This is a genomic window from Nonomuraea phyllanthi (assembly GCF_006334985.2).
Classification (GTDB): Bacteria; Actinomycetota; Actinomycetes; order Streptosporangiales; family Streptosporangiaceae; genus Nonomuraea; species Nonomuraea phyllanthi.
In genome coordinates this window covers 428,730-445,990 of sequence record NZ_VDLX02000008.1, presented here as the reverse complement: position 1 = coordinate 445,990, position 17,261 = coordinate 428,730, and the positions used below count along the sequence as shown (strand labels likewise).

Below are 17,261 nucleotides of genomic sequence, written 5' to 3'. Positions count from 1 at the left end.
GCAGAGGGGGAGGAACCGGGCCGGAGGCATCGGGGGGCGTCATGGATCTGGGGTGGCCGCTGCTGCGGCAGCTGACCGGCAAGGACCGCACAGGGCGGGGAGAGGCGGTGAAGTCGGCCAGGACGGCGGCGCTGCGCGCCCGCACGGCCACGGCCGACCGGGTGGTCAAGTCGATCTGCCCGTACTGCGCGGTGGGCTGTGCCCAGAACGTCTACGTCCGCGATGAGAAGGTCGTCCAGATCGAGGGCGACCCCGACTCCCCCATCAGCCGCGGCCGGCTGTGCCCCAAGGGCGCGGCCAGCCTGCAGCTCACCACCGCCTCCGGCCGCCGGTACAAGGCGCTGCGCCGGGCGCCGGGCGCGGCCGACTGGGAGGAGATCGACCTCGCGGCCGCCATGGACATGGTGGCCGACCGGATCATCGCCACCCGGCGGCGGACCTGGGAGTGGGAGAAGGACGGCAAGCGCGTCAACCGGACCATGGGCATCGCGAGCCTGGGCGGCGCCACGCTGGACAACGAGGAGAACTACCTCATCAAGAAGCTGCTGACGGCGCTCGGCGTGGTGCAGATCGAGAACCAGGCCCGGGTGTGCCACAGCTCGACCGTGGTGGGGCTCGGCACGTCGTTCGGCCGGGGCGGCGCCACCACGTTCATGCAGGACCTCCAGCACTCCGACTGCGTGGTCATCCAGGGCTCCAACTTCGCCGAGGCGCACCCGGTGGGCTTCCAGTGGGTGATGGAGGCCAAGGCGCGCGGCGCGGTGGTCATCCACGTCGATCCGCGGTTCACCCGTACGAGCGCGCTGGCCGACCTGCACGTGCCCATCCGCGCGGGCTCCGACGTGGCCTTCCTCGGCGGGATCGTCAACCACGTGCTGGAGAACGAGCTCTACTTCCACGAGTACGTGGTCAACTACACCAACGCGGCCACGATCCTGCGCGAGGACTACCGCGACGCCGAGGACCTCGACGGCCTGTTCTCCGGCTTCGACCCGGACTCGCGCTCCTACGACGACCAGAGCTGGCAGTACGAGGGCATGCAGACCGTCGCGGCCTCGGGCGAGCGGGACGTCGACTACGAGCGCCGCACGGGCCCGCCGGCGGGACGGCCGGAGATGCAGGGCGGCGGGGGCGTCCCGCTGGACGGCGAGCCGGAGCGCGACGAGACGCTGCGCCACCCGCGCTGCGTCATGCAGGTGCTGCGCCGCCACTTCGCCCGCTACACGCCGGAGATGGTCGAGCGGGTGTGCGGGGTGCCGCCCGAGCTGTTCCTGCGCGTGTGCCGGCACCTGACCGACAACTCGGGGCCGGACAAGACCTCGGAGTTCGTGTACGCGGTCGGCTGGACGCAGCACAGCGACGGCTCGCAGTTCATCAGGACGGCGAGCGTCCTGCAGCTCCTGCTCGGCAACATCGGGCGGCCGGGCGGCGGCATCCAGGCGCTGCGCGGGCACGCCAGCATCCAGGGCTCCAGCGACGTGCCGACGCTGTTCAACCTGCTGCCGGGCTACATCCCGATGCCGCACGCGCACGAAGACCTGAGCCTGCGCAGGTTCCTGCGGGCCGACGCGCCGCACCGGGGTTTCTGGGCCGACATGCCCTCCTACCTGGTCAGCCTGCTGAAGGCGTGGTGGGGCGAGTCGGCCCAGCCGGACAACGACTTCAGGTTCGGCTACCTGCCCAGGCTGACCGGCTCGCACAGCACGTACGACACGGTGCTGGCGCAGCTCGACGGCGTGTGCAAGGGCTACATCCTGCTGGGCGAGAACCCCGCGGTGGGCTCGGCCAACGCCAAGATGCAGCGCCTCGGCATGGCCGAGCTCGACTGGCTGGTCGTGCGCGACTTCAACCTGATCGAGAGCGCCACCTGGTGGAAGGACGGCCCGGAGATCGAGACCGGCGAGCTGTCCACCGCCGACATCGGCACCGAGGTGTTCTTCTTCCCGGCGGCCTGCCACACGGAGAAGAGCGGCAGCTTCACCAACACCAACCGGCTGCTGCAGTGGCACCACCAGGCGGTCGAGCCGGCCGGCGACGCGCGCAGCGACCTGTGGTTCATGTATCACCTGGGGCGGATCATCAGGGAGAAGCTGGCCGGCTCCACCGACCCGATGGACGCGCCCGTCCTCGACCTCACGTGGGACTACCCGGTCGAGGGCCCCGTGGCCGAGCCGTCCGCCGAGGCGGTGCTGGCCGAGATCAACGGCTGGGACGCCGAGCGGCGCCCGCTGCCCGGCTACCAGGCGCTCAAGGACGACGGCTCCACCGCGTGCGGCTGCTGGATCTACAGCGGCGTGTACGCCGACGGCGTCAACCAGGCCGCCCGCCGCAAGCCGCACACCCAGCAGGACTGGATCGCCGCCGAGTGGGCGTGGGCGTGGCCGGCGAACCGGCGCATCCTCTACAACCGGGCCTCGGCCCGGCCGGACGGCACCCCGTGGAGCGAGCGCAAGAAGCTGGTCTGGTGGGACGGCGGCGCGGGCCGGTGGACCGGCTTCGACGTGCCCGACTTCGAGCACGACAAGGACCCCGGCTACCGGCCGCCGCCCGACGCGGAGGGGGTGGCGGCGCTGTCGGGCATCGACCCGTTCATCATGCAGGCCGACGGCAAGGGCTGGCTGTTCGCCCCTTCCGGGGTGGTGGACGGGCCGCTGCCGAGCCACTACGAGCCGCAGGACTCGCCGGTGGCCAACCCGCTCTACGGGCACCAGCGCAACCCGGCGCGCAAGGTCTACCCGCACGCGGGCAACCGCTACCAGCCGAGCGGCGACGAGCCGGGCGCCTCGGTCTACCCGTACGTCGTGACGACGTACCGGCTGACCGAGCACTTCACGGCGGGCGGCATGAGCCGGCACACGCCCTACCTGGCGGAGCTGCAGCCGGAGATGTTCTGCGAGGTCTCGCCCGAGCTGGCCGCCGAGCGGGGGCTCGTGCACGGCGACTGGGCCACGATCGTGACCGCGCGCAACGCCATCGAGGCCAGGGTCATGGTCACCGACCGGATGCCGTCGCTGCACCTGGACGGCCGGGTGCTGCACCAGATCGGGCTGCCGTTCCACTACGGCCCCAACGGCCTGGCCACGGGCGACGCGGCCAACGAGCTGTCGGCGATCTCGCTCGACCCCAACTCCCACATCCAGGAGGTCAAGGCCCTGGCGGCCGACATCCGGCCGGGGCGGCGGCCGCGCGGGCCGGCGCTGCCCGAGCTGGTCAGGTCCTACCAGCGGCGGGCCGGCGTGACGGCCGGCACGGGAACGGAGGCGTGATGGGCCGCGTGGGGTTCTTCACCGACACCAGCATCTGCATCGGCTGCAAGGCGTGCGAGGTGGCCTGCAAGGAGTGGAACGCGGTCCCCGACGACGGCCTGACCTTCACCGGCATGTCCTACGACAACACGGTGAGCCTGAGCGCCGACACCTGGCGGCACGTCGCGTTCGTCGAGCAGCGCCGCCCGCTCGGCCACCAGGAGCCCGGGGTCGGCGACATGGACTTCCGCTGGCTGATGGCCTCCGACGTGTGCAAGCACTGCACGGAGGCGGCCTGCCTGGACGTGTGCCCGACGGGCTCGCTGTTCCGCACCGAGTACGGCACGGTCGTGGTGCAGGAGGACATCTGCAACGGCTGCGGCTACTGCGTGCCGGCCTGCCCGTTCGGCGTGATCGGCAAGCGCGAGAGCGGCGGCCTCGCGGCCAAGTGCACGATGTGCTACGACCGCCTGGGCGACGGCCAGGAGCCGGCGTGCGCCAAGACGTGCCCGACGGACTCGATCCAGTTCGGCGACCTCGACGAGCTGCGCGAGCGGGCCGCGCTCCGGCTCGACCAGGTGCGCGAGGAGGGCATCGGGTCCGCCCGCCTGTACGGGCACGACCCGGACGACGGGGTGGGCGGCATGGGGGCGTTCTTCCTGCTGCTGGACGAGCCCGAGGTGTACGGCCTGCCGCCCGACCCGGTGGTGACCACGAGAGACCTGCCGTCGATGTGGCGGCACGCGGGCGTGGCGGCGCTGGCGCTGCTCGCGGGGGTGGCGGCGACGACGTTCAGCTGGAGGAGACGCGGATGAGCGGGCAGACCGACGTGCGCATGGACGGCTCCGCGGAGGTGCGGACCGACCGCCAGGCCACCCCGGGCTCGGGAGGCCACCGGCGCGAGCGGCGGCCGACGCAGGAGACCTTCGACTCCTACTACGGGCTGCCGGTGCTGAACGAGCCTCCCTGGACGGAGCACGACATCGCCGGCTACCTGTTCCTCGGCGGCCTGGCCGGCGCCTCGTCCACGCTGGCCGCCGCCGCCGAGCTCACCGGCCGGCCCCGGCTGGCCAGGGCGGCCAAGGTGGGTGCCCTGTGCGCGCTGGGCGGCTCGCTCTACGCGCTGATCCACGACCTGGGGCGGCCCGAGCGGTTCGTCAACATGCTGCGGGTGTTCAAGGTGACCTCGCCCATGAGCGTCGGCACCTGGCTCCTCACCGCGTACGGGCCGCAGGCCGGGTGCGCGGCGGCCACGGACCTGGCCGGGCGCTTTCCCCGGCTGGGCCGGGCCGCCACGGTCGGGGCGGCGCTGACGGGGCCCGCGGTGGCCACCTACACCGCCGCGCTGATCTGCGACACCGCGGTGCCGGCCTGGCACGAGGGGTTCAGGGAGATGCCGTTCCTGTTCGCGGGCTCGGCCGCGGCGGCGGCGGGCGGACTCGGCATGCTGGCCGCGCCGCCGGAGGAGGCGGGCCCGGCCCGGCGGGTGGCGGTGCTCGGCGCGGGCGCCGAGTGCGTGGCCGCCATCCGGATGGAGCGGCGGCTCGGCCCGCTGGCCGAGCCGCTCAAGCGCAGCAGGCTGCTGCGCGCCGGCGAGGCGCTGGTCCTGGCGGGCGCGCTGGCGGGGCTGGCCGCGGGCCGGCGCAGCAGGATCGCGTCCATGGCGGCCGGCGCGGCCCTGCTGGCGGGCTCGGCGTGCACCCGGTTCGGGATCTTCCGCGCCGGCATGGAGTCCGCGAACGACCCCAAGTACACCGTCCAGCCGCAGCGCAGGCGGCAGAGGGAGCTGTCATGAAGCGCGAAGCCGTCGCCTACCTGCCGTTCCTCGGCATCGTGCTGGCCACCTGCGCGGCGTCCTGGCTGGCCGGCCGGACGGTGCCGGCCGGCGGGGCGGTGCCGGCCGGCCGGACGGTGCCCGGGCGCCGGAGCCGGAGACGTACGATCGGCAGATGACCGAAAAGACCGAAACCACGCCTGGATGGCTCTCACCGGACGAGCTCGAATCGGTGCGGGGCCAGCTGCCGATCCTCTACGTCGACGCGGTGCCGGTGCGCGTCGACGACACCGGCGTGGTCACCCGCGTCGGCCTGCTGCTGCGCATCGCGCCGGACGGCACGGTCAGCCGGGCGCTGGTCTCGGGCCGGGTCCTGCACCACGAGCGGATCCGCGACGCGCTGCTGCGTCACCTGGAGAAGGACCTCGGTCCCGTGGCGCTGCCCCGCATCCCCGCTTCCCCGCAGCCGTTCACCGTGGCCGAGTACTTCCCGACGCCGGGGGTCACCCCCTACCACGATCCGCGCCAGCACGCGGTGTCGCTGGCCTACATCGTGCCGGTCGCGGGCGACTGCCGGCCCCGGCAGGACGCCCTCGATCTGGAGTGGTTCACCCCTGAGGACGCCGCGTCGCCGGCGGTGCAGCAGGAGATGACCGGCGGGCAGGGGGTGCTGCTCAAGCAGGCGCTCGCCCACGTGGGCTGCCTGCGCTGACCCCCCGCCTCGGGGCGGTCAGCGGCCGGCCGGGGCCGGGGTGCGGAAGGTGTGCGACCGCTTCCCGGCCCGGAACCGGGCGCGGGCACTGAGCCGCCCGCCCGACGGCACCGGGAAGCCGACGGCGATCGCCGTGCCGGGGTTCACCACCTCCACCGTCCGGGCCTTGGCGCCGTTCAGGCTCAGCCGGACCTCGTGCCAGGCCACCTTCGAGCCGTTGGACAGGGTGACCACGAGTTCCTCGCCGACGACCTCGGTCCGCAGCCCGTACGGGACCCGCGGGTCGTCGCCGATGGCGCCGTCGAGGACGAGCATCAGCTCGTCGGCCAGCTCGATTCTGGTGGCGGCCACGTCGTGGCGCTCCCCCGGGTCGGCGGCGAGGTCGTACAGCTCGACCCGGCCCTCGGGTCCGGCGCCGGCGATGTGCGGCGCGAAACGGATGAGCTTCCACCGGCCGCGGCGGATCGCCTGCATCTTGCGCGGCCGGTTCCACACCAGGTGGTCGTGCTGGGGCGCGTGGGTACCGGCGAGCAGGCCGCGGAAGGAGAGCCCGTCGAGGTGGGCGGGCACCGGCACCCTGGCCAGGTCCGCCAGCGTCGGCAGCAGGTCCCACGACGCGACCGGCTGCTTGACCACGCGCGGGCGCAGGCGCGGCGACCAGGCGATGAGGGGCACGCGGATGCCGCCCTCGTACAGGTTGCGTTTGACGCCGCGGTGCGGCCCGTTGGAGTCGAACAGGTCCGGCGTCACGCCCTTCTCGTGATGGGGGCCGTTGTCGCTGGTGAACAGCACGAGGGTGCGATCGGCGACGCCCGCGTCCTTCAGCGCGCGCACCAGCGCCGCCACGTCGGAGTCGAGCCGGGACACCTGCGCGGCATGGCGCCGGTTGGCACCGGTCCACGGCTCGTGCGCGTACTCCCCCGCGTCGCCGGGCACGGCGCTCGGCGCGTGCGGCAGGTTGGTGGGGAAGTACAGCAGGAACGGGTCGTCCCCGGACTTCCGGATGAAGTCGATCGCCCGCTCGCGGAAGACGTCGGGTGCGTACGTCTTGCCGTCGAGGGCCACCTTGGCGCCGTTGTGCCACAGGTAGGTGGGGAAGTAGTGGTGGGCGTGGCGGTGCGTGATGTAGCCGTAGAACTCGTCGAAGCCGCGCTCGTTCGGGTGGGAGGGCTGGCCCGCCTGCTCGGGGCCGAAGCCCCACTTGCCGATGCAGGCCGTCCGGTAGCCGGACATCCGCAGCAGCTCGGCGAAGGTGAGGTCGGCGTCGGTCAGCGCGTGCTGCGGCCCGCCCTCCGGGTTCTCGCGTACGGTGCCGTGCCCGGCGTGCAGCCCGGTGAGCATGGCGCAGCGGGAGGGGGCGCACAGCGGCGCCCCCGCGTACGCGGTCTCGAAGCGCACTCCCTCCTTGGCCATCCGGTCCAGATTCGGCGTGTGGATGAGGCGCTGCCCGTAGCTGCCGATCTCCGACCCGCCGAGGTCGTCGGCCAGGATCACGACGATGTTGGGGCGCGCGGGTAACTCCGCCGCCTCGGCTTTCTGGGACGCTAATGCGGGCACGGCCAGGCCGGCGAGGCTACCGGCGAGCAGGGTGCGGCGCGAGGGCCAGTCGATCACGAAGGCAACTTACCGGAGCCCGGGCGAAACGGCGGACAAATCACCGCCGAACTTCAGTAGTCCCACAGGTGGCAGATCTCCCGCAGCTCGGCCGGCACCTGGTCCGGAGACGGCAGGGGGCGGGCGGCGACGACCGTGCCCGCGCGGATCTTGTCGCGCCAGTCGCCGATGCCCTTGACGAAGGCGCCGTGGTCCTTCTCGCCGTAGGAGAGCATGGCCGGCTCGAACTCCAGGCCCAGGAAGAGGCAGAGCCGCCGCAGCTCGCGCTCCGGGTCGGCGACCAGGTCCTCGTAGCGCAGGGTCAGCCCGTCGAGGTGGGTACGCGCCTCCTGCAGGTGGGTCATGTAGGTGAGGGTGCGCGGCACGGCCTGCTCCATGGGCCGTCTGTCCGGGTCGGCCTCGTGCCAGGACTGCGCGATGGACAGCGGGTGGCGCAGCAGGAAGACGAAGCGCGCGTCCGGCCAGCAGGTCGCGATGCGCCGCCAGGCGAAGACGTTGCTCGGCGTCTTCTCGGCCAGGACCGGCTTGCCGCTGCGGGCCAGCTCGCGGTGGAGCAGCCGGTCCCACACGATGTGCTCGATGTCGCTGTGGGTGTGGCCGAGCGCCTCCATGGCCTGCCGTACGGGATCGGTGCCGAGCCCGACCGTGACCCGCCGGAAGTGCGTCTCGATGGGCGAGTGCACCTGGGAGTGGCTGTCGAGCATCACGCGCAGCAGCGTGGAGCCCGAGCGTACGGACGACAGCAGGAAGACCGGCTCGCGCAGCAGCCGGTCGTGCTCGGGGTCGGCGGGTGGCCGCACCTGGTCGCCCGGCAGCCGCTGGAGTGTCAGCGGCTGGGGCGGCGGTTTGGACGGCTCCTGACGAAGTCGTCGCGTCAGCGTGTATCCCGTCAGGCCCTCCAGCGTGGCGTTGGCCCGGTACCTCCAGCTCATGGCGCTCCACCGTAGACAGCCCCCGTGAACCGGAGGTGAATCCGGCCTGTGAACCCGTCACCCGCGCCGGTGCTCCACCCGGGAGTGCACGACCGCGTACGTGTTGCGCAGCGCCGCCATCGACCGGTCGTAGGACGCCTGCGCCACCCCCGTGAACAGGCAGTCCACCACCATGAGCTGCGCGATGCGGCTGCCCAGCGCGCCGGAGCGGAACTTGGTCTCCCTGGCGGCCGTGGTGAGCGTCACATCGGCGGCGCGGGCCAGCGGCGAGTCGCGGAAGTTCGTGATGGCCACGGTCGCGGCGCCCGATTTGTGGGCGATGGCGAGGAACTCGACGGTGTCCACGGTGGCGCCGGTGTGGGAGACGGCCACGGCCACGCAGCCGGAGTCGAGCGTGGCCGCCGAGGTCCAGGCCGAGTGCGAGTCGTGCCAGTTGATCGCCGTACGCCCGATGCGGGAGAGCTTCTGCTGCAGGTCGAGCCCCACGAGAGAGCTCGCGCCCACGCCGAAGCTGTCGATCCTGCGGGCGGCCAGCAGCAGCGACACGGCCTCGCCCAGCGCCTCCATGTCGAGCGCGCGGGCGGTGTCGGCGATGGACAGCGTCTCGTTCATCGCCACCTTGGAGACGATGCCCTCCAGGCTGTCGTGGCGGTCGATGTCGCCGGAGACCTCCGGCAGGCTCGACGTGGTCAGCTCCTCGCGCGCCACCGCCCTGGCCAGGTCGATCCTGAGGTCCTTGTAGTGGGCGTAGCCCATGCGCTGGTAGAAGCGCACCACCGAGGTCGTCGAGGTGCCGCAGCGCGCGGCCAGCTCGGCGATCGACAGATTCGCGGCGCCGGCGGGGTCGCCGACGAACTCCTCGGCGATCCGCCGCTCGGACGGCCGCAGCGCGGGCATGGCGGCCCGGATGCGGATCAGCACGGTCCCGTCGTCCTCAGCCATCCTCACCCATCCCGCTAAAGGAAAAGAAAGTACCCTGATGGTAGGGTCTGCGTAATTTTATGACCCACTCCCCCGAGGAGACCACATGCCCCGTGGCGCCTACTCCGCGGTCGGCATCGCCGCTGCGTTGTCCCTTGCCCTCACCGCCTGCTCGTCGTCGTCCTCGCCCTCCGGCTCCGCCGCGACGGGCGACGGTGGCGGAGATGCCGGGAAGACCATCGTGGTCGGTGTCACCTCCGACCCCGACACGCTCTTCCCCTGGAAGGCCACCCAGTTCCAGGCCGTCAACGTGCTGCAGAACCTGTACGGCACGCTCACCGAGTTCGACAAGGACCTGAACGTGGTGCCCGGGCTGGCCGAGTCGTGGCAGACCTCGGACGACGGCAAGAAGCTGACGCTCAAGCTCCGCCAGGGAGTCACGTTCGCCGACGGCAGCACGTTCGGCTCCGAGGACGTCAAGTGGTCGCTCGACAAGATCATGGACGAGAAGACGGCGGCCGTGGCCAGGGCGTCGCTGTCGTCGGTGAAGTCCGTCAAGGCCCCCGACGCGAACACCGTGGTGCTGGAGCTGAACGGGCCCGACGCCGCGCTACCCGCCAACCTGGCCACCGTCAACATGGCGATGCTCTCCTCCGACGACACCGAGGACAAGCTCAACGCCACCCCGAACGGCACGGGCCCCTTCACCCTCAAGAACCGGGTGCCGAGCCAGTCGATCACGCTGGCCAGGAACGACGCGTACTGGGGCGACAAGGCCAAGGCCGCGGCGGTCGAGTTCCGCGTGATCCCCGACGAGTCGTCGATCGTGTCGGCCATGCAGTCGGGCAACGTGCAGCTCTCGGTCTTCGACGACCCGCTCGTCGCGCAGACCGCCGAGGCCGGCGGCACGATCACGGTGGCCAAGACGCCGCAGCTCAGCTACCACGTGCTCCAGCTGAACGCGACCCACGGCGACCTCAAGGACGTCAACGTGCGCCTGGCGATCCAGTGCGCCATCGACCGCAAGCAGGTTCTCGACACGGCCGCGCTGGGCGAGGGCGAGGTGACCGGGCCGATCACCGCGCCGGCGTTCAAGTCGGACCCGAACAACCGCCCCTGCCCCACGCGCGACCTGGCCAAGGCGGCCGACTACCTGGCCAAGGCCGGCAAGGCGAGCGGGGTCACCGTCAAGACCATCGTCTCCCAGGGCGAGTACGCGACCTCCGTCAACGAGGCCCAGAACCTCAAGGCGCAGCTCGCCGAGGCCAAGATCAACCTCGACCTGGAGGTGCTGGAGTCCGGCGCGTACGTGGACCGCTGGGTGGCCGCCGACTTCGACGCGGCCGTCGCGCTCAACGGCGGCCGGCCCGACCCCGACGGCTCCTACGGCCGCTACTTCACCAGCGACGGCAACCTGAACAAGGTGGCCGGCTACAGCTCGCCCGAGCTGGACAAGCTGTTCGCCGAGGGCAAGGCGACGACCGACCAGGCCGCCCGCAAGGGCATCTACGACCAGGTCTCGACGCTGCTGGAGCAGAACGCCCCGTGGATCTGGCTGTTCTCCGGCTACACCTACACCGCCACGACGGCCGGCGTGCAGGGGTTCGTGCCGATGGCCAGCGGGTCGCTGCAGTTCCTGCGGACCACCTCCGTCAGCTGATGCGCCTTCGCAACCGCATCCTGACCACGGTGGGCACCCTGTTCGGGGTCGCCGTGCTCGTGTTCGTGATGCTCCGGGCGATCCCCGGCGACCAGATCACGGCGGGGCTCGGCACCGAGGCGGCGGCGCTCACCCCGGCACAGCGGCAGGCGCTGGAGCAGTACTACGGGCTCGACCAGTCGCTGTTCACGCAGTTCTTCTCGTGGCTGGGCAACATGCTGACGGGCAACTTCGGCTACTCGGCCCGCCAGCAGCAGAGCGTGCTCGACCTGACCCTGCACTCGCTGCCGGTGACGATCGAGCTGGCGGTGCTGTCGATCGTGCTGGCCCTGCTGATCGGGGTGCCGCTCGGCATGCTGGCCGCCTCCAGGACGAACTCCGCCAGGGACGCGCTCGGCCAGGTCGTCAGCCTGGCCGGGCTGTCGGTCCCGGCGTTCCTGCTGGCCACCACGCTGCTGTCGGTGTTCGCCGCGTCGTTCGGCTTCAACCCCAACGGGCAGGGCTTCGCCACGCTCGCCGACGACCCGCTGCTCAACCTGCGGCAGATGCTGCTGCCGGCGCTGGTGCTGGGCTTCGGCATCGCCGCGCCGATCCTGCGCACCACCCGTACGGCGGTGCTGGAGGTGCGCTCGGAGGACTTCGTGCGCACCGCCCGCGCCAAGGGCGTGCCGGAGCGGCGACTGCAGGTCAGGCACGTGCTCGGCAACGCTCTCGTGCCGATCGTGACCATGACCGGCCTGCAGTTCGGCTACCTGCTGGGCGGCGCGGTCGTGGTGGAGCAGATCTTCTCCGTGCCGGGCATCGGCAGGCAGGTGCTGCTGGGCATCCAGCAGAAGGAGTACGCGGTCGTGCAGAGCACCGTGCTGGTGATCGCGCTGGCGTTCGTGCTGGTGAACCTGCTGACCGACGCGCTGTACCGGGTGATCGACCCGCGGGTGAGGGCGTCGTGAGGCGCAGTCCCGCCCTGCTGGGGGGCGCGGTGATCCTCGCGCTGCTGGCCGTCGTGGCGGTGGCGTCGTTCGCGGGGCTACTGCCGTACGACCCGATCGCGCAGCACCCGCCCTCGCGCTTCGCCGCGCCCTCGGGTGCGCACCTGTTCGGCACCGACCAGTTCGGCCGGGACGTGTTCTCGCGGGTGGCCTCCGGGGTGGGCAACTCGGCGCTCATCGCGCTCGTCGCGGTGGCGTTCGCGACCGCGGCGGGCACGCTGGGCGGGCTGGTGTCCGGCTTCTACCGGGGCGTCGCCGACGGCGCGATCGGCGGGGTGACGAACGTGCTGTTCGCGTTCCCGCCGCTGCTGCTGGCGCTGTCGCTGGCCTCGGTGCTGGACCGCAACTGGTTCACGATCGCCGTGGCCATCGCCATCGTGTACGTGCCGATCTTCGTCCGCGTCACCCGCGGTCCCGTGCTGTCGCTGCGGGAGATCGAGTACGTCAGGGCGGCCGTCTCGACCGGGATGAGCCGCTGGCAGATCATGTTCCGGCACGTCCTGCCGAACATCACCTCGATCATCGTCATCCAGATCGCGCTGTCGCTGTCGTGGGCGGTGCTGACGGAGGCGTCGCTGAGCTTCCTCGGCCTGGGCACGCCACCGCCCGCGCCGTCGCTCGGCTCGATGATCTACGAGGCGCGCAGCCTCGTCTTCGTGGCACCGTGGACGCTGATCGCGCCGGGCGCGGTCGTCGTCCTGCTGGTCGTGGGGCTCAACCTGCTCGGCGACGGACTGCGCGACACGCTCGACCCACGGAACCGAGGCAGGCGATGAGAGTACTTGGCATGATCTCCGGCACGTCGCACGACGGCATCGACGTGGCCGTGGTGGACTTCCGCCTCACCGGCGGCCTGCTGGAGGGCCGGGTCGGGCACACGGCGAGCACGCCGTACCCGGCGGAGCTGCGGGCCCGGCTGATCGAGGCGCTGCCGCCCGCGCGCACGACGCTGGCCGAGGTGTGCGAGCTGGACACGCTCATCGGGCAGAGCTTCGCCGCCGCCGCGGCCTCGGCCATCGCGCTGGGCGGGCCCGTCGACCTGGTCGTCTCCCACGGGCAGACCGTCTACCACTGGGTGGAGGGCGCGCACGCGCTCGGCACGCTCCAGATCGGCCAGCCCGCCTGGATCGCCGAGCGGACCGGCGTCCCGGTGCTGTCGGACGTCCGCATCAGGGACATCACGGCCGGCGGGCACGGCGCGCCGCTCGTGTCCGTGCTGGACGGGCTGCTGCTCGGCGCGCACGAGGGCGGCGCGGGCGCGCTCAACCTGGGCGGCATCGCGAACATGACCGTGGTGCGCGGCGGCGAGCTGTACGCCTACGACATCGGGCCCGCGAACGCGCTGATCGACGCGGTGGTGACGAGCCGGGCGCTGAACCCCCGCGGCTTCGACGAGGGCGGCCGGATCGCCGCCTCGGGCCGGGTGGACGCGAAGCTGCTCGACGTGCTGCTGGACGAGCCGTACTACGGGCTGCCCGCGCCGAAGAGCACCGGCAAGGAGCTGTTCCACCTCGGGTACGTGGAGGCCGCACTGGCTCAGGTGGGGCACGAGGTCACGGAGGCCGACCTGGTCGCCACGCTCACCGAGCTGACCGTGCGCACGGTCGCCGACGACGTGCGGGCCGCCGAGGTGGGCGCCCTCGTCGTCTCGGGCGGCGGCTGCCGCAATCCCGTGATCATGGACGGGCTGCGGGCGGCGCTGCCGGGCGTGGACGTGGCGCCGTCCGACGACTACGGCGCGCCCTCCGACGACAAGGAGGCCATCGCGTTCGCGCTGATCGGCTGGCTGACCGCGCACGGCCTGCCGGGCACCGTGCCGGGAGGGACGGGCGCGCGGGCCGCCCGCGTGCTGGGCACGCTGACGCCGGGCGCCGGGCCGCTCGCCCTGCCCGCGCCGGTCGCCGAGCCGCCCCGCTCGCTGGTGCTGACGCGATGACCGGGAACGAGGCGGTGGACGCCCCCGCCGGGGTGGTCATGGCCGCGCGGACGCCGTGGTTCGACCTCACCGAGTGCTCCGGCCACCGGACCGTGCGCCGGCAGGACGGCGAGCTCGTGGGCGACGAGCCGATGACCCTGGAGACCGCCCACGACCTCGCCTCGGTCACGAAGGTCCTCGCCACCACCACGGCGCTCATCCGCCTGGTGTCCGACCGGCTGGTGGACCTGGACGCGCCGCTGAGCGCGTACCTGAGGCGCTCGTACGAGGCCATCACGGTGCGGGACCTGCTGCTGCACCGCGGCGGGCTGTGGGAGTGGTGGCCGCTCTACATCCAGCCCGACCTGCCGCCGCCGCGCTACCGGCCCGGCAGGGCCCGCCACTACTCCGACCTGGGCTTCGTGCTGCTCGGCCGGATCGTCGCAAGCGTCACCGGCCTGAGCCTCGACCAGGCCGTGACCGAGCTGGTCACCGAGCCGCTCGGGCTGGCCGCCACCCGGTACGCCCGCCCGGCCGGCCCCGAGGTGGCCATGAGCGCCCTGGACGACCGGGTCGAGATGACCATGCTCGACACCGGACGGCCCTACCCCGTGCCCTACCGCAGCTCCGACTTCGCGCGCTGGCGGCGCGGGTCCGTGCTGGGCGAGGTCTGCGACGGCAACGCCTACCACGCCTTCGACGGGGTCTCGGGGCACGCGGGGCTGTTCTCGACCGTGCCCGACCTGCTCGCGTACGGGCTGGCGATGTCCCGCTACGAGGAGCACGACGGGCTGTGGCGGCCCGAGGTCGCCCGGGAGTTCTTCACGCCGGGACCCGACGCCGGGCAGGCGCTGGGGTTCCGCACGTACGAGCTGGAGCTGTGGGACGAGACCGTGACCGTGCTCGGCCACCCCGGCTTCGTGGGCTGCGCGGTCGGCTTCGTGCCCGGCCGCGACATCGCCCTGGCCCTGGCCAGCAACCGGCTGCTCGTCGAGGGCGAGCCCACCCCCACCGACGCCCTCTGGGCCGGCCTGCTCCGGGCCACCACGCAACGATCGAGGACAGCATGACCCCGCTCCTGGAGATCCGCGACCTGTCGGTCGCCTTCCGCACCCGCAGGCGGGACGTCACCGCCGTCGAGAACGTCTCGATGGAGATCCTGCCCGGCCAGACCGTCGCGGTCGTCGGCGAGTCGGGCTCCGGCAAGTCCACCACGGCGGCCGCGGTCAACCGGCTGCTGCCCGCCAACGGCCGCATCACCGGCGGCCAGGTGCTGTTCGACGGCCGCGACCTGGTCAAGGCGAGCGCGCGCGAGATGAGCGCCATCCGCGGCGCCGGCATCGGCCTGGTCCCGCAGGACCCCATGTCCAACCTCAACCCGCTCATGCGCATCGGCGACCAGATCGCCGAGGCACTCGAGGTGCACGGCGTCGCCACCGGCAAGGCCGCCCGGGCGCGCGTGCTGGAGCTGCTGAACCTCGTCGGCATCCCCGACCCGGCGCGGCGCATCGGGCAGTACCCGCACGAGTTCTCCGGCGGCATGCGCCAGCGCGCGCTGATCGCCATGGGGCTGGCCTGCCGGCCGAAGCTGCTCATCGCCGACGAGCCCACCTCCGCGCTGGACGTGACCGTGCAGCGGCGCATCCTCGACCAGCTGGAGCAGCTCACCGCCGAGATGGGCACGGCGGTCTTCCTCATCACGCACGACCTGGCGCTGGCGGCGGAGCGGGCCGACGTGGTGGCCGTCATGCACCAGGGCCGGATCGTGGAGACCGGCAAGGCGGGGGAGATCCTGGCCGAGCCGGAGCACGAGTACACCAGGCGGCTGCTGGGGGCCGTGCCGAGCCTGTCGTCGGTCCGCGTCGCCGAGCCCGAGCGGGCGGCAGAAGACCTGGTCGTCGTGGAGGGCCTGCGCAAGGTGTTCCCGATCAGGGGCACCGGCGAGGAGCTGACCGCCGTGGACGCGGTCTCGTTCGCCATCCCGCGCGGCCGTACCGTGTCGATCGTGGGCGAGTCGGGCTCGGGCAAGTCGACGACCGCGAACCTGCTGCTCGGCCTGGACGGCGCCACCTCCGGCAGCATCCGGTTCGACGGGACGGACCTGGCGGGGCTCGGCCGGCGGGAGCTGTTCGCCTTCCGCAGGCGGGTGCAGCCGGTCTTCCAGAACCCGTACGCCTCGCTCGACCCGCGCTACCCGGTCGGCAAGTCCATCGCCGAGCCGCTGCGCGTGCACCGCGTCGGCGGCGCGGCCGAGCGGAAGAAGGCGGCGGCCGAGCTGCTGGAGAAGGTGTCGCTGCCGGCGTCCATGGCCGACCGGCTGCCGCACGAGCTGTCCGGCGGCCAGCGCCAGCGGGTGGCCATCGCCAGGGCGCTGGCGCTCTCCCCGGAGCTGGTGGTGCTGGACGAGGCCGTCTCCGCGCTGGACGTGCTGGTGCAGGCGCAGATCCTGGAGCTGCTCGCCGAGCTGCAGCGCGAGCTGGGGCTCAGCTACCTGTTCATCAGCCACGACCTGGCCGTGGTGCGGATGATCTCGCACGCGGTGCACGTCATGCGCAACGGCCGCATCGTGGAGAGCGGCACGGCCGAGGACATCTTCGACCACCCCGAACAGGACTACACCCGCGAGCTGCTGGCCGCGATCCCCGGTGCGGGACCGAGCGGAGAGCGGGGCGGAGAGCGGGGCGGAGGGCAGGGGTAGGGCTGTCCCTACCACGCACATGCCCGTGCGCAGGCTCGATGGCCGCCCGGCCGGCTCGTAGCGTTTACGGCATGAGAACCCTCCAGCGCCGCCTCAGCACCGACACCCGCTACACCCTGCTCGGCCTCCCCGCGGCCGTCGCCTCTTTCACCGTCACGGTCGCCGGGGTCTCCGCGGGCCTCGGCAGCGCCGTCGTCTTCGTCGGCCTGCCGGTGCTCGCCGCGACCGCGGCCGCCTCCCGGCACCTGGCCGACCTCGAACGGGTCGCGCTCCCCGGCGTGCTCGGCCAGCCCGTGGCCCGCCCTGAGTACCCGGCCGCCCCCGCGAGCGCGGGCCTGGTGCGCCGCATGCTGAACCCGATGACCGCCGGGCAGGCGTGGATGGACCTGCTGTACGGGATCGTCGGGTTCCCGTTCGCCCTGGTCTCCTTCATCCTGACCGCCGTATGGTGGACGGGGGCCGTGGCCGGCCTGACCTTCCCCCTCTACGGCTGGGCCATCGCCCGGATCCCCGGCGCCGGGCACGGGCTGACGGAGTGGCTGGGACTGGCCGACACCCCCGTCATGTTCGTGGCCGTCAACACGGCGGTGGGCGCGCTGTTCGCCCTGACGCTGGTGCCGGTGGTCCGGATGGCCGCCCTGATGAAGGCGAGCGTGGCGCAGGCCATGCTCACCCGCGCCGCCTACCCCGGCGGCCACCCCGGCGCCGGCTCCGAGCCCGCGGTGATCCGCGAGCCGGCCTGGTCGGCCCGGTAGCCCATGTCCCTTCCGACGCGGCCGCCTCCACCCCGCACACGGCGGG

The 17,261-nt window shown here is 72.6% G+C and carries 15 protein-coding genes; 12 read left to right on the top strand and 3 right to left on the bottom strand.

Annotated elements, in window-relative coordinates; all coding sequences use genetic code 11:
* The first annotated feature begins 41 nt into the window (after positions 1-41).
* Genes fdh through FH608_RS23665 form a run of 5 tightly spaced genes read left to right on the top strand, consistent with a single transcriptional unit; the run spans position 42 to position 5,731 of the window.
* Positions 42-3,266, top strand: a complete 3,225-nt coding sequence (fdh, locus tag FH608_RS23680; protein ID WP_139632741.1) for a formate dehydrogenase — start codon at positions 42-44, stop codon at positions 3,264-3,266.
* Entirely contained in the window at positions 3,266-4,060 is a 795-nt protein-coding gene (locus tag FH608_RS23675; RefSeq protein ID WP_139632740.1) for a 4Fe-4S dicluster domain-containing protein, read from the top strand. The genes fdh and FH608_RS23675 overlap by 1 nt, the downstream gene beginning before the upstream one ends.
* Positions 4,057-5,040 carry an NrfD/PsrC family molybdoenzyme membrane anchor subunit gene (gene nrfD / locus FH608_RS23670; protein WP_139632739.1) on the top strand — a complete coding sequence of 328 codons (984 nt, stop codon included), beginning with the start codon at positions 4,057-4,059 and terminating at the stop codon, positions 5,038-5,040. The genes FH608_RS23675 and nrfD overlap by 4 nt, the downstream gene beginning before the upstream one ends.
* Positions 5,037-5,198: a hypothetical protein gene (locus FH608_RS51610; RefSeq protein ID WP_153263969.1), complete on the top strand. Its 162-nt coding sequence runs from the start codon at positions 5,037-5,039 to the stop codon at positions 5,196-5,198. Before nrfD ends, FH608_RS51610 begins: the two co-directional genes overlap by 4 nt.
* Positions 5,195-5,731 carry an NUDIX hydrolase family protein gene (locus tag FH608_RS23665; protein ID WP_139632738.1) on the top strand — a complete coding sequence of 179 codons (537 nt, stop codon included), beginning with the start codon at positions 5,195-5,197 and terminating at the stop codon, positions 5,729-5,731. The genes FH608_RS51610 and FH608_RS23665 overlap by 4 nt, the downstream gene beginning before the upstream one ends.
* An 18-nt stretch (positions 5,732-5,749) precedes the next feature.
* Here FH608_RS23665 and FH608_RS23660 read toward each other — a convergent pair whose 3' ends face one another.
* Genes FH608_RS23660 through FH608_RS23650 form a run of 3 tightly spaced genes read right to left on the bottom strand, consistent with a single transcriptional unit; the run spans position 5,750 to position 9,219 of the window.
* Positions 5,750-7,345 carry an arylsulfatase gene (locus FH608_RS23660; RefSeq protein WP_139632737.1) on the bottom strand — a complete coding sequence of 532 codons (1,596 nt, stop codon included), beginning with the start codon at positions 7,343-7,345 and terminating at the stop codon, positions 5,750-5,752.
* Between the two features lie 53 nt (positions 7,346-7,398).
* Positions 7,399-8,277, bottom strand: coding sequence for a sulfotransferase (locus FH608_RS23655; RefSeq protein ID WP_139632736.1), 879 nt, complete (start codon positions 8,275-8,277; stop codon positions 7,399-7,401).
* Positions 8,278-8,334: 57 nt separating this feature from the next.
* On the bottom strand, positions 8,335-9,219 hold the full coding sequence (locus tag FH608_RS23650) for a MurR/RpiR family transcriptional regulator (RefSeq protein WP_139632735.1): 885 nt from the start codon (positions 9,217-9,219) through the stop codon (positions 8,335-8,337).
* 85 nt (positions 9,220-9,304) lie between these two features.
* On the opposite strand from FH608_RS23650, the gene FH608_RS23645 reads away from it, so the two are divergent.
* The 7 genes from FH608_RS23645 (at position 9,305) to FH608_RS23615 (ending at position 17,215) form a co-directional block, all read left to right on the top strand.
* Positions 9,305-10,858 carry an ABC transporter substrate-binding protein gene (locus FH608_RS23645; RefSeq protein WP_139632734.1) on the top strand — a complete coding sequence of 518 codons (1,554 nt, stop codon included), beginning with the start codon at positions 9,305-9,307 and terminating at the stop codon, positions 10,856-10,858.
* Entirely contained in the window at positions 10,858-11,808 is a 951-nt protein-coding gene (locus tag FH608_RS23640) for an ABC transporter permease (protein WP_139632733.1), read from the top strand. The genes FH608_RS23645 and FH608_RS23640 overlap by 1 nt, the downstream gene beginning before the upstream one ends.
* Positions 11,805-12,623, top strand: a complete 819-nt coding sequence (locus tag FH608_RS23635) for an ABC transporter permease (RefSeq protein WP_139632732.1) — start codon at positions 11,805-11,807, stop codon at positions 12,621-12,623. The genes FH608_RS23640 and FH608_RS23635 overlap by 4 nt, the downstream gene beginning before the upstream one ends.
* An 11-nt stretch (positions 12,624-12,634) precedes the next feature.
* The gene (locus FH608_RS23630; protein WP_264372916.1) at positions 12,635-13,783 is read left to right on the top strand and encodes an anhydro-N-acetylmuramic acid kinase; all 1,149 of its coding nucleotides are present in this window, start codon (positions 12,635-12,637) and stop codon (positions 13,781-13,783) included.
* Positions 13,780-14,832, top strand: a complete 1,053-nt coding sequence (locus FH608_RS23625; RefSeq protein ID WP_139632730.1) for a serine hydrolase domain-containing protein — start codon at positions 13,780-13,782, stop codon at positions 14,830-14,832. Before FH608_RS23630 ends, FH608_RS23625 begins: the two co-directional genes overlap by 4 nt.
* Entirely contained in the window at positions 14,829-16,460 is a 1,632-nt protein-coding gene (locus tag FH608_RS23620) for an ABC transporter ATP-binding protein (RefSeq protein ID WP_139632729.1), read from the top strand. Before FH608_RS23625 ends, FH608_RS23620 begins: the two co-directional genes overlap by 4 nt.
* Positions 16,461-16,531: 71 nt before the next feature.
* Positions 16,532-17,215, top strand: a complete 684-nt coding sequence (locus tag FH608_RS23615) for a sensor domain-containing protein (protein ID WP_193318576.1) — start codon at positions 16,532-16,534, stop codon at positions 17,213-17,215.
* Positions 17,216-17,261 lie beyond the last annotated feature (46 nt).